The following is a 21712-nucleotide window of genomic DNA, read 5'->3' on the forward strand; positions in this document are numbered from 1 at the left end:
AATCCCGTGAATCTCCCGATTGATGACATTGTACCATGATCCGGCATCTCCTTCGATCATTATCGATTTTTAGACCTTCATGGATAATCCTTCACTTAAGAGACGTTAAATCCCCCAAACTTTTCGCCTCAATCTCCTCCCTCTCTCGTCCCCTCCATCGATCTCACCGTTTACAACAACCAACAAATTGGTTATTAGACGGTAACACGAAACGCCTGCAAACAAGTCGCAACCGACGAAGCATCTGTCTAGAAGACGATGAGTCTTAAATGGTGAACCCGTTGTAGGATACCTTCTCAAGGGTGGGCCACTCTTCACCAAACTCTGATGAGCCGTCACGAAATTGTTTACCTATCTTTTAATGGATATCTTCGCATATTCGTACATTACAGCTTAGAACACAACCCAAGATCAATACCGTAATCCAATCCACCCTTCCAACTTCAACCATGGAAAGCCCCACTGCCATCCGATATACTAATACGAAACTTCATTGGAACGTCAAACCCAAAGGAGCTGGTTGCCAGATGAAAGAGAGAGACGTCTATTTCGATAACCTCAAATTCATACTGATCCTGTTGGTGGTCGTGGGGCACCTCATCGAGCCATTTAACAGCGAGCGCTGGATGGGAACGGTCTATCAGTTCATTTACTCGTTTCACATGCCGCTGTTTATTTTCACGGCCGGTTATTTCTCCAAACGTATCCAATACCCCAAATACTACATTAGCCTGCTGTCGGGATTGGTCGTGCCATACTTCATTTTCGAGACGCTGTACACCTTGTTTGACTATTACATGCAGGGGCTGGATCGGCTCGACTTCACGTATTTCTACCCCTACTGGATTCTGTGGTTCCTTTTCAGCATGATGCTATGGAAAATGCTCCTACCGTACCTGCTAATGCTCAAATATCCGCTGATCATCTGCATCGCGTTGTCGGTCCTGCTCGGATACTCGATCGATGTGGATTATTACGCGAGCATTTCGCGCACGCTGTATTTTCTGCCTTTTTTTCTCATCGGATATTATTTCAAAAGGGAGTGGCTCAGCGCCTTCAAAACCCGATCATTTCAGCTGCTGTCCATTGTCATCCTCACCGGCGGATTTGCCTTTCTGTATGGCCTGTCACCCATTCTGCAAACAAACGCCAGCTGGTTCTACGGCGCGATGCCATATCTGGAATTTGGTTTGGATTCTTGGTACGCTGGGCTTTACCGAATACTGACCTATGCCTTCACAGCCCTGATGGGTCTATGCTTCCTTTCCATCATTCCGGAGACGAGGCAGCCCTATTCGGAACGGGGACTTTATACCATGTACGTTTTTCTGCTGCACGGATTTATCATTAAAACAATGCAGTATAACGGGTGGCTCGAGACCACCTTCCAGTCGACGGGAGGTAAACTGCTGCTGATTCTTCTCGGCGTCATCTTGACCTGGGTGCTGTCCTCGCCATGGATCAAACGCGGTTTCGGGTGGATCGTCGAACCGAACGTCGAGCCGCTGTTCAAGGAACAAATCCGCCGCCGACCGAAGAATGTCCTTAAACAAGAGGAATATTAGCATGAGGCATGACGCCGACCACCACACGCCGGGAACTCCGCCAATGCCTTATAAAACCTGAATTAGCCTGAGGTTTGACGCCGACCACTACACACTGTGAATTTCGAGGTACCCGAATAACCTGGTCACGTGTTACACCGATCCGTGTATTTGCTTCAAAGCCCCTACCAGCCCACGCAAAAAAGCCTTCCTGCAGCTCTGCTTTTACGCAAGCTTTGCGGGAAGGCCTCACCTGTCGAGGCGTAGAGTCAAGCAGATCAGCGCTCCAAGAACCCTGTAATACGTGGGTAATCCCCATTCATGCATCGTCTACAACGATACAAGCTGACAAGCTGGTAAGAGGAACGTGCATTGGAAGGCTACTTTAGATTATTAAAAAGTTTCTATGATAGCCGCGCTGTTGAGCCGCGGACGACCAGCTCCGGAGGAAGCACCATTCGCCGGGCAGGATCGCTCTGTCCGGACAGATCCTGTACCACCAGGTCGACCGCCAGACGGCCCATCTCCTCGATCGGCTGGGCGATCACGGTGAGCGGCGGATCGGTGACACGCGCCAGAATCGTATCGTCAAAGCTGACGACCGAGCAATCCTCCGGCACGCGCAGCCCGAGCTCGCGAATCGCCTGAAGGGCCCCGATCGCCAGCAGGTCGTTACAACAGAACAGCCCCGTCGGTTGCCCCGCCAGCTGCAGCATAGCTTTAGCTCTCCGGTATCCATCCTCGATCTTGTGGTCGCAGACTGCAATATGATCAGGAGGCAGTTCCACGCCGAACGAGGCTGCAGTCTCGACAAACCCTCTTACCCGCTCACCGCTGCTCGTCACCCGCTCATTCTCCGCAAGCACCGCCAGCCTGCGGTGGCCGAGGCGAAGCAAATGCTCGGCAGCCAGACGCCCGCCGTCGAGATCATGAACCCGAACGCAGCTCGCCCCAAGCTCCGGATGGTCCCGGGCGATGAGCGTGATCGCCAGCGAATGCTCCTGCAGCGGCTTAAGCAGCTCGCCGTGGGATACACCCGTGCCGATAATGACGCCATCCACTTGCTTTTGCTTCAGCAGACTGACATAGCGTTTTACCTTTTCTTCATTGTTGTCCGTGCTGCAGATGATGACGCTGTACCCAAGCTGATGTCCGCGGTCCTCAACGGCGCGCGCAATCTCGGCAAAAAACGGGTTGGAGATATCGGGAACGAGCAGGCCGAGGGTATAAGTTCTTTTGCTGGCGAGGGCGGAGGCAATCGCATTAGGCCGATAATTCAAGCGCTTCATGATATTCAAAATCTCTTCACGCCGTTGGCGGCTGATCTTGCCCTTGCCGTTAATGACATGAGAGACGGTCGCAATGGAGACGCCGGCTTCGCGCGCAACGTCATAAATAGTCGCTTTGATCATCCCTTGTGCTCCATTTGTTTAATTTTGGCATTTAAATCATTATGCGCTCCCAGCCCGCTTCGCGCAAGGCCATTTTAGCGTCGATCCCATTGATGCGGACCAGTCTCTTAAAACAATAAGTTAAAATGTATTTCACGATGCTTATCGTACAAGCATGGACTCCACTATCCTCGTTGCAGCAACCATCCTTTTGACAACACATAACCGAGGAGCGGCTGACGGGAAAAATAGACCAGCTTCTACCCCTTATTTCATTAGCCAGTCATGATCCGGATCGTTGCGGAACTTCCAAATCCGCTTCGGCCCCGCCATGACGTTCAGGTAGTAGACGTCATATCCGGGAGGTGCCGAAACTGGATGATAGCCCTCGGGCACCATAACCGCCTGGCCGTCCTTGACCGCCATCGTCTCGTCCAGCGAACGATCGTCGTTGTAGACCCGCTGTACGGCAAAGCCCTGCTCCGGCTGCACCCGGAAGTAGTAGGTTTCCTCCAGCCGGGATTCCTCAGGCAGCTCATCGCGGTCATGCTTGTGCGGCGGATAGCTGGACCATTTCCCTCCGTCCGTAAACACCTCGACCACCAGCAGGCTGTCCGCCGGCTTTTGCTCCGGAAGAATGTTGTGCACCAAGCGCGACATGCTTCCACTGCCGCGGTTTTCGACGCCGACGTCCTCCGGCGCGATCAGCCGCGCCTGATGGTTGCCTTGCCCCGGGGCAAGACAGACCGCCAGCTCCAGCTCGGTAAGCGCCGTGACTTCGTACTGTTCCTGCGAAGGAACATAAACCGTATAGGGCGGCGTCTTTTCAAACACGCTCATTCGCTGGCCAATGTTGTCCCAGCGCTCTCCTCCAGTCTTCACGTCCGCACGGCCGGACAGCAGAACAAGAGCCGCTTCCTTATCTCCCGTCCCCCGGCTAAGCGTCTGTCCTTCGCTTAAACGGTATACTTCAAAGCCTATATATTCCCAGCCTGCTCTTTCCGGCGTTATGGACAGCACGCATCCGTACCCGTCCGGAGCCGTAGAAGGCACAATTAGGTTCGGCATGATTCTTCCCCTCCTCTAAAATATCCTTTTTTGCAATTGATGAATGGAGCGAGACTGAGCGGACACTCATGTCATAGGATCGGTGTTCATCCCGCAGGCGCAGGCCTAGTGCCGCTCCGATACATCCTCTTCAGGCTTAGCTTACCGTGGAAATGCCGCTGCTTAGCTCGGCCAGCTTCACCGGGCGGCCTTGCTCCAGGGAGCGCTTAGCCGCCAAGGCAATCAGCTCCGCCTGCAGGCCGTCATGGCCGCTGACCGGCACGGGCGTACCGTTTTGCAGGCTCTCGATAAACTGACGCGTTTCGTTGATGTACGCTTCTTTATACCGCTCCAGGAAGAAGTACAACGGCTTGTCGCGGGTGACCCCCTCCGGGCCGCTGACGACAGCGGTACTCGGATAATCATTGTCGGCGGAAACGCTGCCTCCGGAGCCGAATACCTCGACCCGCTGATCATAGCCGTAAACCGCTTTGCGGCTGTTGTCGATGACGCCGAGCGCCCCGCTTGCAAACCGCAGCGTAGTAACGGCCGTGTCGATATCGCCCTGTTCTCCGATCGCAGGATCTACCAGCACCGCCCCCTGGGCGTACACTTCGACCACTTCACTGCCCGAAAGAAAACGGGCGATGTCAAAATCATGAATCGCCATATCCATAAACAGCCCGCCGGACACCTTAATATAATCCGGATGCGGCGGATTCGGATCGCGGGAGGTAATCTTGATCAAATGCGGCTCCCCGATTTTTCCTTCGGACACAATCTCGCGGACCCGGCTGAAATTATGGTCGAACCGGCGGTTGAAGCCAATCTGCAGACTCACGCCGGCAGCCTCCGCGGCCGCAAGCGCCTCGCGGGTTTGCTCTACGCTCATGCTGACCGGCTTCTCGCAAAAAATATGCTTGCCGCTCGCCGCAGCCTGCTTGATCAGCGGGACATGTGTATCCGTCGAGGAGCAGATGAATACGGCATCGATGTCCGGATGCTCCATGATCTCGGTACTGTTGTTCGTAACCAAGGGAATGCCCCGCTCCGCGGCCCAGTCACGCAGCTCGCCTCCGGCGTATAGATCGCTGATGGCCGCAATTTCTGCGCCCGGCATGTGCAGCAGATGATCCGCATGGATTTTGCCGATTCGTCCGGCACCGATAATGCCGATTTTAATGGTTTTCATATGAATGTCTCCTCCGCTTATGAGCTTACCAGCGTGCCGTTACCATTTTCTTTCGGGTATAGAATTCCACGCCGTCGGTGCCGTTCGCATGCAGGTCCCCATAGAAGGAGTTTTTCCAGCCGGAGAACGGGAAGAATGCCATCGGCGCAGGAACGCCGAGGTTCACGCCTAGCATGCCGGCATCAATATGTTCGCGGAACTGGCGCACGTCGCTGCCGTCCTGTGTGAACAGGCAGGCACCATTGGCGAAGTCCGAGCGGTTGGAAATTTCAATGGCTTCCTCCAGCGTTTCTGCACGCATGACGGATAGCACCGGCGCAAAAATCTCGTCCCTCCAGATCTTCATCTCGCAGGTCACTTCATCAAAAATCGTCGGTCCGACAAAATACCCCTTACCGTTCGCGGCATCATCCCTCCGTCCGTCACGGACCAGCTTGGCTCCTTCCTGCTCGCCTGCCTCAATGTAAGAGAGCGTCCGCTCCTTGTGGGCTTGCCGGATGACCGGCCCCAGGAAGACGCCTTCATCCGCCCCGTTGCCGATGGAGATTTCATCGGCCGCCTGCTTCAGCTTCCCGATCAACGGCTCCGCTACGTCCCCAACCGCTACCACCACGGAGCAGGCCATACAGCGCTCACCGGCCGAACCGAAGGCCGCGCTGACGATTTGGGTGACGGCTGCGTCCAAGTCGGCTGATGGCATCACGATGCTGTGGTTTTTGGCTCCGGCCAAGGCCTGGACACGCTTGCCGTAGGAGGAAGCGGTTTTGTAGACATACTCCGCCACCGGCTGAGAGCCTACAAAGGATATGGCAGCAATGCCCGGATGCTCCAAAATGCCGTTGACCACGTCATGCGCGCCATGAACAACGTTGAGCACGCCGTCCGGAAGGCCGGCTTCCGCGAACAGCTCCGCCAGGCGCTGGGCCAAGAGCGGCGTGCGCTCCGACGGCTTCAGCACGAACGCATTGCCGCAGGCGATGGCGAGCGGGAACATCCAGCACGGCACCATCATCGGGAAGTTGAACGGCGTGATGCCCGCTACAACACCGATCGGATAACGGTACATCCCGGACTCCAGATTGGTGGCGATGTCGGGAAGCTGTTTGCCCATCATCAGCGTGGGCGCACCGGCTGCAAATTCCACGCACTCGATGCCGCGCTGCACCTCGCCGTAGGCTTCGGCATAGCTTTTGCCGTTCTCCGCCGTAATCAGGCGGGCCAGCTCCTCCCAGTGCTCCACAAGCAGTTGTTGATACTTGAACAGAATGCGCGCGCGGCGAGGCACGGCGGTCTTCGCCCAGGAGCGCCCCGCTTTGGCTGCTGCCTGCACCGCCAGGTCTACCTCCTCCTTGGTCGAAAGCGGCACGTAAGCGAGAATCTCCTCCGTCGCCGGATTGTAGACGGGATCGGTTTTTTCGGATCGGGATGGCACAAATTGTCCGCCGATATAATTGCTCAGGGTTTGCGTCATGGCTGGTTGGCCCCTTTCGATTGAATCAGTTAGCGTTTTTGATTGGATCCGTTAGAATATTGGTTAAGATCAGTCAGGTGCACGTGCACGGTATCTAGGTATTAGCCGTGATTTCCCCGCGTTTGCAGCGCTCCATATAATCGTGAACCGCTTCGCTTGTCGGCATCGCATCGGAGCAGCTGTGGCTGGAGATGACAATGCTTGCCGCCGCGCTGCCGAATTCCATGGACCGCTCAATGGTCCAGCCCTGCATTAGACCGTACAGAAAGCCTGCGGCGTACGAATCCCCTGCCCCGAATGTCTTGATGACCTTTGCCGGAAAGCTTTGAGCCGTATGGCTGGTGCCGTCCGGTGTATATGCGATGGAGCCCTCCTTGCCGTGCTTGATAATGACGATCCTGGCGCTGTAGTCAAACCACTTGGCCGCCGTGATGCGGTCGCTCCGCTCCGGGTTCCCTCCAAATTGCTCCATCATGTCGAACTCCTCGCGCGTACCGAGGATGATGTCGCATTTTTCAGCCGCCAGATTATAATAGGTCGCTGTTTCCTGAGGGGATTTCCAAGTGTACGGACGGTAATCCAGATCAAACGCAATTACAGCGCCGTGGCGCTTGGCATATTCCAGAGCCAGAAACACCGCTTCCCTGGAAGGGCTGGCCGCAAGCGCGGTTCCGGAGATTAGCACCATTTTTGCGGTGGCGATCAATTCCTCGTTCACGTCCCCCGTCTCCAGCAGCAAATCCGCAGCGTTGTCGCGGTACATCAGGATGCTGCAGTCGGTCGGACTTTTAATTTCGGTAAAAGCCAGCCCCGTCACGGCACCGGTACGGTCGGTCGTTACGCCCTGCGTCACGATTCCGTTATCCTTCAGGTATTGGGTAATAAAACGCCCCATCTGATCGTCCGCCACCTTGCCGATGAAGCCCGTATTCAGGCCCAGTCGGGCCATCCCGATACAGATATTGGCCGGGGAGCCGCCCACATACTTGGTAAACGTGCTCGTCTCTTCCATCGGCCGGTTAATCTCATTGGCGTTCAAGTCGATGCACAATCTCCCCACGGCGACAAAATCCACCGGCTTTTCGTCGTTAAACGTGATTTCACTCATGGATGAACCTCCTTGATCAGATCGGCCCACGCTGAGCATTCATAGGAAAATATGGCTCCGCTTTTCAATGGCCGTAATCACTTGCAGCTCTTAATCCTAGATTTCTAAAAGAAACGGTTGTCTGGTGTCCGATAAACAAGCTAGTATCCTGCATTACATTTTGAACCTTCCGAATTAGCATCAGCCTGGTTTCGACTCACGACCGGGAACGCCTTCAGACCTGCGGCTTGAGCTGGCCTTCCAGACGATCCAGGTATTCGATCGCCCGCTGAGCATACGCCTTGGCCGGATGCAGCGCAGGATCCTGTTCTCCTTCCAGCATCGCCCAGCCGTTATAACCGCGCTCCATGAGCTCTCCGATAATCGGCGCAAAATCGATGCAGCCATCGCCGGGAACCGTGAACACGCCCCTGCGGATACAGCTCACGAAATCGCAGCCATCTAGACGTGCCTGCTCCAAGATTTCATGCCGGATATCCTTCAGGTGGATATACGCGATCCGGTCATAATGCTTGCGGAGCAGCTCGAGCGGATCGCTTCCCCCGTAATAGGCATGGCCGGTATCGTAAAGGAGAAGCACGAGCGAAGGGTCGGTCATCGCCATCAGCCGGTCGATTTCGGCCGGCTGCTCCACGACCGTGCCGCCATGGTGATGATACGTCAGCTTCATGCCGTAGCTCGCCGCAATTTCGCCGGCCTGGTTGAGGCCCTCCGCCAGGCTTTCCCACCCGGCGTCATCCAGGCGTAGAACGACACGCTCGTTCGGCGTCCGGCGGGGATCGAAGTGCAGCGAGCCTCCGACCTCCGCCGTGCTGATGACCTTGCTGCCAAAACCGGCCAGAAACTCCGCATGCCGGCGGTAGTCCTCCAGCTCCTGCTTCCGGTAAGCGGGATCGGAGAACAGCACGGACTTCCACTGCGAGACCAGTTGAATGCCGCGGGACTCCAGCTCCCGCTTCAGCACCGCCGGATCCTTCGGAAATTTCCTGCCCATCTCCGTGCCTGTCAAACCCAAAGCCGCAATATCATCCACAATCGTTTCAAACGTTGTGTCATCTCCATGCTCTCTGACATCCTCGCCGACCCAGTTGATGGGGTGGATCCCCAGCTTGAACAGCCTGTTGCTCATATCCAGCGCTCCTTTGCTTTGTTTGGTAGAGTGGCTTCCTTGCTCTAGACCCTTAGACCCTTAGTAGGGCCTTGCTTCCTTACTCCGGGCTCTTAGTCGAACCGGCTTCCTTCAGCCGAGATACTTGTAAAGCCTTCCTTGCCCGGACTTCTCTGCGCGAAGCTGCTTAGTACAGCCTCTGCCGCGCGTTACTAGGATCCTGCTCGCTTAGTTGCTCCAGCTGGCAGTATTGAGTTGCTTCCTCACTCCAAATCCCTTAGTCGGACCATACTTCTTACAGCGCGGCAATCGTATTACCTTCCTTGTTTCAGGACAATGAACATCGCTCCTATTCCAGCCGCTAGTAAGGCCTTGCTTCCTTGCTCCGGGCAGCCATCTCACGCTGGGCCTCCGTCACCTTGCTCGATACGGATACCTCCGGCACCTCCACACGCCACCAGGACTCGTAACCGTCGGTATTCGTTCCCGGAACGACCGGAATCTCGATCAGGGTCGTGACGGTTTCCTGCCGGGCCTGAAGCAGCGCTGCCCGCAGTTCCTCAGGCGTGCTGGCCTTGTAGGCTTTGGCGCCGAGCGCCCGCGCGTGCGCGGCGAAATCAATCGGGAGGTATTCGCCGGTCAGGCGGCCCGTGCCCTCCTCGCGGCGGCGGAATTCGTTGCCGAAGCCGTCGCTGCCGTTGCTACGCTGCAGATTATGAATGCATTGGAAGCCGTGGTTGTCGAACAGCAAGATCGTAATCTTGCGGCCTTCCTGCAAGCTGGTGACCAGCTCCGAGTGCATCATCAGATAACTGCCGTCGCCGACCAGCGCATAGACCTCGCGGTCCGGTTCTGCCAACGCCACACCAAGGGCGCCGCTCACCTCATACCCCATACAGGAGAACCCATACTCCATGTGATACGTCTTCGCTTCGGCGGCTCGCCATAACCGGTGCAGATCCCCCGGAAGACTGCCTGCCGCACAGACGATGACCGAGGACGAGGGGATGACCTCATTGATGACGCCAAGCACCCTCGTTTGAGATAAGCCGTCCGGATGCTCGGACGCGTACAACCGATCCACCTCGCGGTCCCACTCCGCTTTCAGCCCGGCGAGCTCGTCTTCTTCATAGGTGGCTTTATAGCCGTCCCGGGACAGCTTAGCATGCAGTGCCTTCAGCCCTTCCTTCGCATCGGCGACCAGCGCCTCACCGCCAAGCTTAACGCTGTCCGCACCGTTGACGTTCAGGTTCAGGAACGAAACATCCTCCCGCTGAAACGCCCATTTGGAGGACGTCGTAAAGTCCGTATACCGGGTGCCGATGCCGATGATCAAATCCGATTTTGCCGCGGTACGGTTAGCCGCCAGCGAGCCGGTTACGCCAATCGCTCCCAGGTTCAGGGGGTGATTCCAGGGAAGCGCGCTTTTGCCGGCCTGCGTTTCGGCGACCGGGATCCCGAAGGCCTCTGCAAAAGCAGCCAGGTCGCCAGTTGCATCGCTGTAATGCACGCCGCCTCCGGCGATGATCAGTGGGCGCTTGCTCGCGGCAATCCGTGCAGCTGCCCGCTGCAGCCCTTCTGCCGACGGCGGGCGGCGATCGATGACATGCACGGTTTTCTCGAACAGCGAATCCGGATAGTCATACGCCTCAGCCTGCACGTCCTGCGGCAGCGCCAGCGTCACCGCCCCCGTCTCCGCCGGATCGGTCAGCACGCGGATCGCCTGCCGGGCCGCTGCGATCAGCTGCTCAGGCCGGGATATCCGATCCCAGTACCGGCTCACCGGCTTGAATGCATCGGTGGCCGAAACGGTATAATCCGACGGAGCCTCGATCTGCTGCAGCACCGGATCAGGCTGACGGCAGGCGAAATTGTCGCCTGGGAGCAGCAGTACGGGAATACGGTTCACCGTTGCCGTAGCTGCCGCGGTAACCATATTCAAGGCACCGGGCCCGATGGATGAGGTGCAGGCCCAAATCTGCCGGCGATTCTTCTGCTTGGCATAGGCCGCCGCCGCATGCACCATACCCTGCTCGTTTTTGCCCTGCACATAAACCAGATCCCCCGCGCTTCGCTCCAACGCCTCGCCAATGCCAGTCACATTGCCGTGTCCAAAAATCCCCATCACCCCGTGCACAAATTTCGTCTCCACTCCGTCGACAGAAACATACTGTGCATCCAGAAACCTCAACAGCGCCTGTGCCATCGTTAATCGTGTCGTCGTCATCCGGTTCATCTCCTTTTCGCCTTTATCATCGTCTTGAATCCAACGGGAAAGCCATCTATGAATTAAGCGCTTAACCTAGTGCACCGAAGCGCTTATATCCTTTAGCGGATTAAGCGCTTTAACGAAAGTGTATGCCTTACTTAAGGCCTTGCATGCCTTTCATTTTCATAATTTCCACGCACGACAGCATCATGATGCCGATCCCGTGGTTGTCGTTCAGCACCGTAAGCAGATCATGCTTGTAATAGTCCCCCGTAAAGGAATAACGGGACCCGCTGCACACCCCATGCACGCTGCCGCTGCGATCGATGGCGTGCTCGGTCAGCCCCTGCCATGCCCGAATGGCGGCCTCGGCGAACCGTCCGGGATTCTCCAGCCAGCCAAACCTCACGCCTCTGGCAAAGGCGTAAGCGAACATCGCCGTGCAGGAAGCTTCCTCATAAGCCTCCGGATCGGTAATGACCTGTCTCCAGAGCCCTGACTCGCCCTGATAGGAAGCGATCCCGGCGCACAGCTCGCGGAAAAATCCAAGCAGCGCCGGGCGGTCCTTATGATCGTCCGGCAGACGCTCCAGCAGCTCGGATAGGGAGAACAGGCTCCAGCCGTTTCCGCGTCCCCACGGTATCCGGGTCGCCTTCCCGTATTTGAAATCAAATACGTGACTCATCACGCCTTCCTCCGGCATGAACAGATACTCCCGGTATCTCAGAAACTGCCTTGCCGCTTCGTCCAGATAGGTGGAATCGCCTGTAATCCCGGCGTACCGCGACAAGAACGGCGTGCTCATGTACAGATCGTCTGCCCACATCGTATCCGCGGAATACTCGGAAACGCACAGCCGGTAAAAAGCCCCGTCCTCCCGGCGTTCCAGGCGGTTCGCCATAAAATCCGCAATGACCTCCGCGACCTTCAAATCCTCCGGACTGCCGCCGCTTTCCGCATAGGCTTCCAGCATCGCGGAGCCGAAAGAACCGCAGTTGTCCAGCATTTTAATCAGCACCAGCTGATGGTTAATGGACGGAAAGCCGTACGTATCCCGGTCCCAGACCGCGTATTCGTACCATGACGTGCAGATGCCGATATGTGCCCGGGCATATTCCGCAATATCCGGCCGTCCCAACACTCGCGCGGTCTGCAGCAGACCGTACATCGTCACGCCCAGCGGATAGTCCCAACGCCCGAAGTTGGTGGCCGAGCCGGAGGTCCATTTGTTGCTCAGCATGGCGTTCTCATAGAACGGCCTGACCCGGCAGCCCGGCGCATCCAGGGACCATCCGGTCAAGCCGCGGCCGTCCGCGAGCCGGAACAGCCTCTTGACCGTGCACACCTCCTCCGGCGTTTCCTCCTTCGCTGCCGCCAGCGGGCCGGCATACAACCAAGGAGACGGCGCCCCCTGTACCGGAACCGGGAGCACGAATTCCAGCTCTTCCCCAGCATGATAGGCCTGAAGCTGAAATCCCCATCCGGACGGCCCGCTGGAGCAGCGGACCAGCAAATCCCCTCGGCAGCTCGCGGCAGGCAGCTCACAGCGGAAGTCTCCTCCCTCTTGAAGGTCTAGGACCGGTACAGGATGTCCGCCGATCCAGACCTGCAGCCTGCCCCAAGCACGGCCTCTAAGCTCAATCGGATCGTCTGCGGCAGGCACCTTCAATCGGCTCCAGGCATATCCCGATACCGCTGCCCCCGGCAAGCCGAACATTCGCTCAAAATTCGGCTTCATCGCTTCCTGCGCGCTCCAGCCTGTAACCGGGAGCCAGCTCACGCCCGTATCGTCTTCGCTTCCGTGAGCGTTCGGAAAGCGGCCGCTTTCGCCGAAAAGGCCGGCGGTCAGCGGCCCGGCATACGCCCAGCCGGCGGCCCCCTTCCGGTCCGCAAACGGGGACAGCACCTGCAGAATTCGGACCTTGCCCTCCTGAGCGCCAAAGCGACAGCCGAATCCGGCCTCAGTCCTGCGCGCCTCAATCAACAACGTGTTCCAGCCCGGATTCAATACCAGCGGAACGACAATCTTCGCATCGGGCTTCATCTCGTCCTCGGCTCCTGAACGGTACATCAGCTGCTCGTTCAGATAGAAGCGGACCGGGCTGAACGGCATGATCGCGGCATCCAGCGACCGTTCATCGTCGCTCCACACCAGACCAAGCGCAAAGGCAGCGTCCCCCTGCTTCGCATCTCGAAACCGGTCGCCGAAGTTAAAGTCGTAGAACCCTTCCTCGGTCTGAAGAATCCCCGTATCGGCGAACGACCGCAGCGCGAATGGAATTTCCGGGTTCGCCCCGATGTAGCGCCCGGCAATCGTCTTCAGAATGCCGGCATCATCATCGCCCAGCCAATACCGGATGCTCTCGCGGGCCTCGATATAGCTTGTCATGAAGATTCGCCTCCTTCCGTTCGGCCGTGCGCTGCCATCGGAGAAAGCTTGATGTCAATCTCCTTCACGAACGGAGTCACCACGTTCAGCAGTAGCGTACGGAACCCGAGCGGATACGCCGCTTCCCGGACGCCTGCCGCCGTGTGCTCAAATCCGGCGCCGCTGATCTCCATCCAGTCGCCGCCAGCTTCATACCGGATGCTCCCTCCCATCCAGAACTGGGTATCCACGCCCGCAGGAGCAAGCTCACCGCCGCTAAGGGCTCCGGCAGCCGGAAAAACAAGTGAGATTTGCGACACGACGTCCTCCGGCTCTGTCGAGGAAATGATAAGCCTCCAGCCTTCGCCCGTCTCCACTACATCCACCTCCACCTTGTGCCGCTGGACATGCGTCTGCGGGCGGCAGTGATGCGGCAGCAAATACCAAGGGCTGACGTCTTCGCCTGCGCTTGCAGGCAGATCGGCTTCCGGCACCGGGCCGTTGTAGCCCTTTTCCTGTTCGCCGGATAGCCGGTATCCCTGCTCCAGCGCTGCCATCCGGCTCATCTTGACGAAGCCGGGCTCGAAATACGAGGCAAACTGCACGCCGAGCAGGCGGGCCGCACCATGTCGAAGCGAAAAGAAGGAAGACATCTCCGTGCTTACCGTCACACTGGTATGGCCCTCGCGGATTCGCGCCACCGGAGCGCCAAAATCCGTGTGCATCCGGCTGTAGCGGATAACGCCGTGATGGCCGGCGTCTGCGAAGCCGGACAAATAGCGTTCCCTGGGAAAATCACCGTTCAGCACGATTCGGTAGTTCTCCGGCATCGGCTTCGTCTCCGCACCTTCACGCAGAAGCCCTGGATCCAGCAGCAGCCGCACGGCGGCATTCGTCGGCGCTCCGCCGGGATGCTTCAGCAAAGCCAGCGACTGTTCGGCCATGCCTTGGAATACCGGGTCCTGGTCCAGTGAAGCCATCATCAGACACGGCAGAAAATACCCCGACATATCGAAGCTTTGGCCGAAATCCTGCCGTCCGGAATATTCGGTGACGATCTCTCCGTCCGGGTGGACCAGATAGGACATCATCTTCAGGTTGGCCCGGACCGGCACCAGAAGCTCCGGACGCTTCAGCAGCCTGGCCGCATGAATCAGCATGACATCGCTGACGACGTTGTAAATCCCGTTGCTGCGCTCGGTCCACTCCCCGTCCGCCGTGGCATCCATGCCTTCCGCGAGCCACGCCCGGGCCCGCTTCAAGGCGTCCGGCGAATCAAAGAGCTCGTTCAAGAAGCCCAGCGCTGCGCAGATGACCCACCGATGATTCGGCGTATGGCAGCCTCCGGTAATCAGCGCGGGCAAGGTCCGTTCCAGGAACAGGAGCATATCCGCAACCGCACCCTTCAAGTCCTCCCAGCCGTCAGCCATAAGCAGCTGCGCGGTTTGCGCGTAACCAACCACCACGAAGGCGGTATCCGGCGGGGAATGGAAATTCGTCCAGCCGGGCGATATCGTGCCGTCGCTATGCTGAGCCGCAAGCATGTAACGCGCGGCAAGCGCAAATCGACGGGCCAGCTCGTGATTGCGGTAATATTCGGAGGCCGGATTGCAAAGCGCGGCGGCCCAGATGGCCATGGCGGTCGGCGTCCCGCTGTTATGGTTGGGCGAAGGCAGCCCGTTCTCGATCGTGCGGACCCCGCCGTACCAGCGGTGCTCCGGCTCCATGATCTGGCGGTCCATCGCCTCCCGCACCCAGCTGTCGTTCACTTCAAAAACCCTGTTATACATCATAAGCTCCCCCTGATCTCCGTCATCCTTAACCTTTTACCGCTCCCAGCATAACGCCGCTGACAAAGTAACGCTGCAGCCAAGGGTACACGATCAGAATCGGTACCGTGGCAAACACGACGCTCGCCGCTTTCAAGCTTTCCGTGGCTGCTCTGATACCTGCGGAAGGCCCCTCGTTGCGGGTCAAATCCGTAATCATGTTATTCTGCACCAGCTGGTACAGCTTCAGTTGCAGCGGATAGAGCTCTTCCTTCGTGATATACAGGAGCGTGTCCTGGAATCCGTTCCAGCGCCCGACGGCATAGAACAGGCTTAGCGTCGCGATCACCGGCAAGGATAGCGGCAAGATAATCCGCAGCATCGTCCCGATCTGGCTCGTGCCGTCAATCTCGGCCGCTTCCTCGAGGCTTTCCGGAATACCGTTGAAGAAGGAGATCAGGATGATGAGATAGAACGGACTGATCAATCCCGGAAGTACCAATGACCAGATCGTATTCAACAAATTCAAGTCTTTTACGAGGATGTACTCCGGGATGATGCCCCCGCTGAAGAACATGGTCACGATGATAATGAACATGAAAAATTTGCGGCCCTTCAGCTTCTTTTTCGTCAGCGGGTAAGCGGCAATAATCGTCATGATCATGCACATCACCGTCGTCAGCAGCGTCAGCATCACCGTAAAGCCAAGAGACCGGATCATGCTGGAATCGGAGAATACGGATTGATAAGCCTGAAGGCTGAATTCCACCGGAAACAACGTCACGTCCCCCGACGTTACCGCCCGGTTGGAGCTGAAGGATATCGCGATAATATGGAAGAAGGGTGCCAGGCAAATAAGAACGAACACCGCAAGCAGGATAATGTTTACGGTATCAAAAACACGGTTCGACACACGCTCGCTCATGAGTGAAGCTCCTTTCTGTACAACGTTAAATGATGGATTCGTCCGTCAGCTTTTTCGATGCATAGTTCGCGCCCAGCAGGAAGATCAGACCGACCACCGCCTGGAACAAGCCGACCACCGTCGCCAGCGTATACTGTCCGGATTCCAGACCCGTCCGGTACACATAGGTGCTGAGCACGTCGGAATAATCCATGACCGCTTTATTGCCGATGACGAACGGACGGTCGAAGCCGATCGCGATCATATTGCCGAGGTTGATGATGAGCAGCGTGACGACCGTGGTCTTCAGGCCCGGCAGCGTGATATGCCGTATCCGCTTGAACCGGCCCGCTCCGTCCACCTCCGCCGCTTCATACAGCTCCTTATTGATGCCGGTCAATGCCGCCAGATAGAGAATGGTTCCCCAGCCTGCGCTCTGCCACACGCCCGTCGCCAGGTAAGTAATAAGCCACGTGTCTTTGTCCGTCAGGAAAGGCACCGATTCAAAGCCAAGCGCCATCAGCACGTTGTTGATCATGCCGGATTGCGTGCCGAACACCTGGTACACAATGCCGCCTATAATAACCCATGAAATGAAATGGGGAATATACAAAATCGTTTGGGATAACCGTTTAAACCATCGGATCCGGAGCTCATGCAGCATAATCGCCAGAATCAAAGGCGCCGGAAATGAAACCAGGAGGTCTAACAGATTAAGCATCAGCGTGTTGCGCAATGTTTTATAAAAATCCTGGGTTTGGAAGACTTCACGGAAGGCATCCAGCCCGATCCATTCGCTTCCGGTAATGCCCTGGAAGAAGTTGAAATCCTTAAACGCGATCTGAACGCCCCACATCGGGCCGTATTTGAAAATGATGAAATAAACCAGCGGCAGAACAAGCAGTGCATATAATTGCCAGTACCGGCGCAGATAAACGGTTCCACTCATCTGAATCATCCTCTCCTTGCTCATGACGCCGGGAACGAAGGAACGGCCTCAACGTTGACAGCCGTCCTTCCCCATATCCCGCTGCGGATTATCTTGTTATTTAGACTGCATTTCCTGATAAACCTTGGTCCGCTCGTCGAGGATCGCCTGACCGCCGCTGACCATGTAATCCTTCATCGTGGTTTCGAAGGTTTTCTCGAAGTCTTCCGGTTTGGCCATGGCCGTCTTGACGATCATCTCTTCGTATTTCGCCTGCAGGTTCGTGCCGTACTTCGCTTCCGATTCGATCGGCCGGTCAAAGTTGACCGGCTTGAACGTATCCGTCGCGGCGATTTCCACCGCCTTGCGGTGCAGATCCTGGAATCGTTCCGGGAAGTTGGTGGTCAGCTTCTCCCGGTTTTGCGCATCGTCGCCGACAAAGTTGCCGTTGGCAATAATGGCAATATCGCCGGAGTTATACAGACGGTCAATCACATCCTGAGGGGCGTCCGGCTTGATGACGGGAATGCCGTCGACCATTTCGTAGTTTTCGCCTTCCACGCCGTTTTGCAGAGCCAGCAGATTCTCAGGGGCGGCCATCCAGTTCAGGTATTTTATCGCTTCGACCGCATGCTTGCTTGTTTTCGGGATCATGATGTACATGCCGTTTGGCGCGTACTCAGGCTTTGCGTGCTTGCCTTCGGAGTTGGTGAACGGGTCCACCGGCTCCAGCTTGGCATCCGGCTGGTTTTTCAGCAGCGTATCATAGGTGCCGTCCGCGTAATACAAGTTCGGATAATCCTCTGTCAAAAAGCCTACGAGACCGTTTGTCACATCCTGGGTCAGCTGCTTCTTGTCCTCGTCCAAGCTGAAATCGCGGCTCATCAGCCCCTCATTGTACAGCTTGTTCATGAATTGGAGCGCATCCTTGAAGCCCGGCAGCAGAGTCGGGTAGTCGTTGGCCCCGAGCTTTTGAATCAACGTGTACTTCTGCTCCTCCGTGGTCGGCTGGATAAAGGACCAGATCAGCGGATCATATTGCGCCGGTTCGATCGTCATGCCGAAAGGAATAACCTTGCCGCCGGTTTCCCCGGGATCCTTTTCTTTAAAAGCCTTCAGCACCTCGTACAGCTCCTCCGTCGTTTGAGGAACATCCATGCCGAGTTTATCCAGCCAGTCCGTGCGGATAAAGGAAGAATACTTACCCAGGAATGCCCGTTTTCCGGGAACGGCGAACTGCTTGCCCATGTACTGGCCGTAGCTCATCGCGTCCTCATCGAGAAACGCCTTCAAGTTCGGGCCATGCTCGTTGATCAGATCGGTCAGCTCCGTCAAACCGCCCTGCTCGGCATAACGGTTGAAGGTGGGCGTGTCATACGTAAACACGATATCCGGCACGTCGCCGCCGCTGGCCATGAGAACATTCAGCTTCTTGATTTCTTCCGAACGGGGTACCGGTACGAATTCCATCTTAATGTTGTTAGGGGTTCCAAAGTTGTCCTGGATATATCTCGTAAGGTAACTGTCGGTGATGGTGTAAGGCTCCGGCGTATTGCCGCGGTCGAAGATCTCGACCTTCAGCGTGACCTGCTTACCATCATTGGATCCGGAGCTTCCGCCTGAGGTATCGGTGCTGCCGCCCGATTTTGATGAGCATCCGGATAATACGACCGTTCCGGCCATCAGCATCACGAGCGAGAGCTTAGCGAGCTTGCCCCACGTTTTCTTGCTTGCCGCCATAGTTACATCCCCTTTTCGTTTAAATATGTCCCTGCCGATTCGCGCCGATCTTTTTTTAATGAAAATGTCCTGCGGGGACAGTCGGGAATCCAGCCTCGCCTGCCACCAGTGTAAGCGCTTAACCTTTTGGGTGTCCTCAGTATGCCTTAGCGGCCGGCGAATGACAATAAACCAAATTCCAAACGCTACAACCCCCGCGGTTACAAGGTTTTTCGGATATCGAATGACTGTTTTCGCATCATAAACCGATTTCTAATGATGGCTGAATGCCCTGCTGCACCGGCGTTTGCTGCCAAGCTGCGACTCCCGATCCAGTGTGATTGACAGGCTACGATATGCCCGATATTCGTAAAATACGAAACGGGTGCAGCTTCCGCTTTGGAATGTTCTGCACCCGTTGCTTGATCCATATATACGATAAACCGTTTTCGTAATCCAAACCGCTTTCTAGGAATCCGAACCCTTCGTCATCCAAACCGCCTTCTAGGAATCCAGAACGTTTTCTTCATCCAACCGCCTTCTAGGATTCCAGCTCCGTACCCGGCGAGACCTTCATCTTGAGCTTGCGGTAATCCCCCGGCGTCATCCCCACCGTCCGTTTGAACACCCGGCCAAACGTTATGGCGTTGGCATACCCGATTTTCTCCGCAATTTCCTGGGTTGAAAGCTCGGTATTCGCCAGCAGCTCTTCCGCCCGCTCCATCCGCAGTTGCACCAGAAAATCGACGAACTTCATATTGTATTCCATTTTAAACAGATAGCTTGCATACTTTCCGGAGATCTGGAAACGGTCGCTGAGATGCTTGAGGGATAAATCCGGATCCTCAAAATGCTCCTCGATATAATGCTTCATCTCGCTGATCATGGCACGATAGCTTTTCGTTTCGCTGAGCGCTACGTAAGTGCGGTATATTTCCGTTAAATGGTCACTGATGCTGATCTGCAGCTCATCCAGGGTCGCTGCGCCGGCAAGAACTGGCTCCATGCCTTCCGACAGCTGGCTGCGCAGCTCGTCGGATAACGCGCCGACCTCCCGGGAGAGGAGCTGAAGCATGCTTTTGACCAGAGAGCGGATGATATCATCCTTCAGCCGCTCTTCCTTGAACGAAACGAACATGTTCTTCAGCCGGGTTCTCCACCCTTCGTTATTTAAGCGGAAGTCCTTCACCAGCTCCGAAATCTCCGTCAGATAAGGAAGCAGATGGCTTAAATCGCCTTTGGACAGCTCGTCGCCGACCAGCACGGCGTGCTTGCCCATCGCCAGCCTGTGTCCAAGCGCCTCGGAGGCGGAGCGGTACGATGCTCCGATCTCATGGAGGCCGGCAACCTTGCCGCCCAGTCCGAAGCTCACCGACATGCGGAGCTTGTCCTCGACCCAGCCCCTGCATTCCTCGGCAGCGTGGATCAGACCCTCGCGATAGTCGCCTTCATCTTCGGGCAATGCAATCAGAATACCGATGCGGCTGCCGGTAATCCATTCAAGCCAGCTGTGGAAGCCGGCGTTGCGTGAGATTTCCTGGAACACGTTCATCAGCGCAAACTTCAGCACGTTCTGGTCACGGACGGTATGAACGTCCCGAAAACCGCTGTAATCATTGATTTCGCCAAGCAACATGGCATAACCGGCCGTCTTCGCCGGCAGCTGCATCGGAGCCAGCTCGGCCATCCGGGATTGCAGCTCCTCCTCGGGCTTCTGCCCGCTGATCAGGTCCATAAACAGCTGGCTGCGCTGAAGCTGAAGATTCTCGTGCTGCTTTTTGTCATAATCCATGGACCGGCTGATCAGGCTCTCAAGCGCACTGTCGATCATGGACAGCTCATCCTTGGCCGCCTGCGGCATGCTGAGCTGAATGGACTCCACGCGGTTCATCAGCGCTTTGATCGGCTGATAGTTCCGTCTGGTAATATACACGATGTAGATAATGGCGAGCACCACGGTCACAAAGCCGATCACGATCCAGATGTAGGACACGACCGACACCCAGGCATAGAGCTGGCCCGCCCGGAGGCCGCTTTCAAACGTCCACCCCAGCTGATCCGATTGCAGCGTCGTCAGCACCTTGCCTTCTTTGGCCCGGTTATCCCCTCCCATTCGGGACGCTTCGAAGATCAGCTCTCCGCCGGAGTCCAGAATATTCAAAAAGGAAACGCTGTCATTTATCATCGGATTGATCATCTGCTCCACCCGGTAGATGCCGACATTGATCACAAGCAGACCCTGGGTGCCGAAGGGAAGCGGCAAATTTTTATGCATGGAGATAACCTGCTTCGGCTTGTTCTCGCCCAGGCCCGTCATGGAGCGCACGGCCGACCAGCCGCGGTAATCGGGCTCCTTCAGAGCTTGCTCGATGAACGACCGGTCCGGGAACGATTGGAGCGGACTCTGGCCGCTTGTGGTTAGCACCGACTGATCCGAGTGTCGGTACAAATAGACCGATTCAATCAGACCGCTTCCCGTCTGCAGTCCGCGCAGGCGCTTCACCAGCGAGTGCATCAGGTTCTGATCGGATGAAGGGTCGCTGAACAGATAGCTGGAGTAGAGGGAGCTGGTCTCCACTTCGTTCAGCACGTCCATTTCAATGGCATTGATAGAACGGTCCAGGTCCTCCATAATAAACCGCGTGGAAATCCCGTTCGCCTTGGCCGCCTCTTCACGCGAGGCTTCGTTGAACATAATGAAAGAAAGAAACACGATGATCGTAATCGTAATGAGGAAAATGGGAAAATAGGAGAGAAGCAGCTTGCGATACCAGTTGTGCTGCAAAGGGTTCAGTCCTTTCTCTTCCAGGTTAAGCGTTTTACTTATGCTTGTGCTATATTGTAGCACGTTCTTGTCTCTCTCTGAAAGAGGGTGTCCCTGGTGAAAGGACCTCTGGATGAAGCTGCTGCCTTCAGACGACAATCTGGACGCTAAAAAAAGGAGTGATGCCCGC

At 56.4% G+C, this 21712-nt stretch carries 14 protein-coding genes; 1 reads left to right on the forward strand and 13 read right to left on the reverse strand.

Annotated elements, in window-relative coordinates; translation table 11 throughout:
- Positions 1–527: 527 nt before the first annotated feature.
- Positions 528–1565, forward strand: coding sequence for an acyltransferase family protein (locus tag J2Z18_RS00130; protein ID WP_210093961.1), 1038 nt, complete (start codon positions 528–530; stop codon positions 1563–1565).
- 383 nt (positions 1566–1948) lie between these two features.
- Here the strand turns inward: J2Z18_RS00130 and J2Z18_RS00135 are convergent, their stop codons facing one another.
- From J2Z18_RS00135 to J2Z18_RS00195, 13 genes are all read right to left on the reverse strand, one after another.
- The gene (locus tag J2Z18_RS00135) at positions 1949–2956 is read right to left on the reverse strand and encodes a LacI family DNA-binding transcriptional regulator (protein ID WP_210093962.1); all 1008 of its coding nucleotides are present in this window, start codon (positions 2954–2956) and stop codon (positions 1949–1951) included.
- A gap of 246 nt (positions 2957–3202) precedes the next feature.
- Entirely contained in the window at positions 3203–4003 is an 801-nt protein-coding gene (gene iolB, locus J2Z18_RS00140) for a 5-deoxy-glucuronate isomerase (RefSeq protein ID WP_210093963.1), read from the reverse strand.
- A 136-nt stretch (positions 4004–4139) separates the two neighbouring features.
- Positions 4140–5174 carry an inositol 2-dehydrogenase gene (gene iolG, locus J2Z18_RS00145; RefSeq protein WP_210093964.1) on the reverse strand — a complete coding sequence of 345 codons (1035 nt, stop codon included), beginning with the start codon at positions 5172–5174 and terminating at the stop codon, positions 4140–4142.
- Positions 5175–5199: 25 nt separating this feature from the next.
- The gene (locus tag J2Z18_RS00150; protein ID WP_210093965.1) at positions 5200–6645 is read right to left on the reverse strand and encodes a CoA-acylating methylmalonate-semialdehyde dehydrogenase; all 1446 of its coding nucleotides are present in this window, start codon (positions 6643–6645) and stop codon (positions 5200–5202) included.
- A 94-nt stretch (positions 6646–6739) separates the two neighbouring features.
- The gene (gene iolC, locus J2Z18_RS00155; protein WP_210093966.1) at positions 6740–7753 is read right to left on the reverse strand and encodes a 5-dehydro-2-deoxygluconokinase; all 1014 of its coding nucleotides are present in this window, start codon (positions 7751–7753) and stop codon (positions 6740–6742) included.
- Between the two features lie 214 nt (positions 7754–7967).
- Positions 7968–8882 carry a myo-inosose-2 dehydratase gene (gene iolE, locus J2Z18_RS00160; RefSeq protein ID WP_210093967.1) on the reverse strand — a complete coding sequence of 305 codons (915 nt, stop codon included), beginning with the start codon at positions 8880–8882 and terminating at the stop codon, positions 7968–7970.
- 340 nt (positions 8883–9222) lie between these two features.
- Positions 9223–11088 carry a 3D-(3,5/4)-trihydroxycyclohexane-1,2-dione acylhydrolase (decyclizing) gene (gene iolD, locus J2Z18_RS00165; protein WP_210093968.1) on the reverse strand — a complete coding sequence of 622 codons (1866 nt, stop codon included), beginning with the start codon at positions 11086–11088 and terminating at the stop codon, positions 9223–9225.
- Between the two features lie 136 nt (positions 11089–11224).
- A complete protein-coding gene (locus J2Z18_RS00170) occupies positions 11225–13459 on the reverse strand; it encodes a glycoside hydrolase family 88/105 protein (protein WP_210093969.1) in 2235 nt (744 codons plus the stop codon).
- Entirely contained in the window at positions 13456–15231 is a 1776-nt protein-coding gene (locus tag J2Z18_RS00175) for a hypothetical protein (RefSeq protein WP_210093970.1), read from the reverse strand. Before J2Z18_RS00175 ends, J2Z18_RS00170 begins: the two co-directional genes overlap by 4 nt.
- A 25-nt stretch (positions 15232–15256) precedes the next feature.
- A complete protein-coding gene (locus tag J2Z18_RS00180) occupies positions 15257–16132 on the reverse strand; it encodes a carbohydrate ABC transporter permease (protein ID WP_007132248.1) in 876 nt (291 codons plus the stop codon).
- Positions 16133–16157: 25 nt separating this feature from the next.
- Entirely contained in the window at positions 16158–17060 is a 903-nt protein-coding gene (locus J2Z18_RS00185) for an ABC transporter permease (RefSeq protein WP_007132249.1), read from the reverse strand.
- 96 nt (positions 17061–17156) lie between these two features.
- Entirely contained in the window at positions 17157–18779 is a 1623-nt protein-coding gene (locus J2Z18_RS00190) for an extracellular solute-binding protein (protein WP_007132250.1), read from the reverse strand.
- A 520-nt stretch (positions 18780–19299) separates the two neighbouring features.
- Complete coding sequence (locus J2Z18_RS00195; protein WP_244869235.1) at positions 19300–21606, reverse strand: helix-turn-helix domain-containing protein; 2307 nt, start codon at positions 21604–21606, stop codon at positions 19300–19302.
- Positions 21607–21712: the final 106 nt, after the last annotated feature.

Source organism: Paenibacillus lactis, assembly GCF_017873605.1.
Classification (GTDB): Bacteria; Bacillota; Bacilli; order Paenibacillales; family Paenibacillaceae; genus Paenibacillus_AQ; species Paenibacillus_AQ lactis.

Excerpts from the sequence above, each read along its gene's own strand:
- J2Z18_RS00130 (WP_210093961.1), top strand. The coding sequence starts at position 528 with ATGAAAGAGAGAGACGTCTATTTCGATAACCTCAAATTCATACTGATC.
- J2Z18_RS00135 (WP_210093962.1), bottom strand. The coding sequence starts at position 2,956 with ATGATCAAAGCGACTATTTATGACGTTGCGCGCGAAGCCGGCGTCTCC.
- iolB (WP_210093963.1), bottom strand. The coding sequence starts at position 4,003 with ATGCCGAACCTAATTGTGCCTTCTACGGCTCCGGACGGGTACGGATGC.
- iolG (WP_210093964.1), bottom strand. The coding sequence starts at position 5,174 with ATGAAAACCATTAAAATCGGCATTATCGGTGCCGGACGAATCGGCAAA.
- J2Z18_RS00150 (WP_210093965.1), bottom strand. The coding sequence starts at position 6,645 with ATGACGCAAACCCTGAGCAATTATATCGGCGGACAATTTGTGCCATCC.
- iolC (WP_210093966.1), bottom strand. The coding sequence starts at position 7,753 with ATGAGTGAAATCACGTTTAACGACGAAAAGCCGGTGGATTTTGTCGCC.
- iolE (WP_210093967.1), bottom strand. The coding sequence starts at position 8,882 with ATGAGCAACAGGCTGTTCAAGCTGGGGATCCACCCCATCAACTGGGTC.
- iolD (WP_210093968.1), bottom strand. The coding sequence starts at position 11,088 with ATGACGACGACACGATTAACGATGGCACAGGCGCTGTTGAGGTTTCTG.
- J2Z18_RS00170 (WP_210093969.1), bottom strand. The coding sequence starts at position 13,459 with ATGACAAGCTATATCGAGGCCCGCGAGAGCATCCGGTATTGGCTGGGC.
- J2Z18_RS00175 (WP_210093970.1), bottom strand. The coding sequence starts at position 15,231 with ATGATGTATAACAGGGTTTTTGAAGTGAACGACAGCTGGGTGCGGGAG.
- J2Z18_RS00180 (WP_007132248.1), bottom strand. The coding sequence starts at position 16,132 with ATGAGCGAGCGTGTGTCGAACCGTGTTTTTGATACCGTAAACATTATC.
- J2Z18_RS00185 (WP_007132249.1), bottom strand. The coding sequence starts at position 17,060 with ATGAGTGGAACCGTTTATCTGCGCCGGTACTGGCAATTATATGCACTG.
- J2Z18_RS00190 (WP_007132250.1), bottom strand. The coding sequence starts at position 18,779 with ATGGCGGCAAGCAAGAAAACGTGGGGCAAGCTCGCTAAGCTCTCGCTC.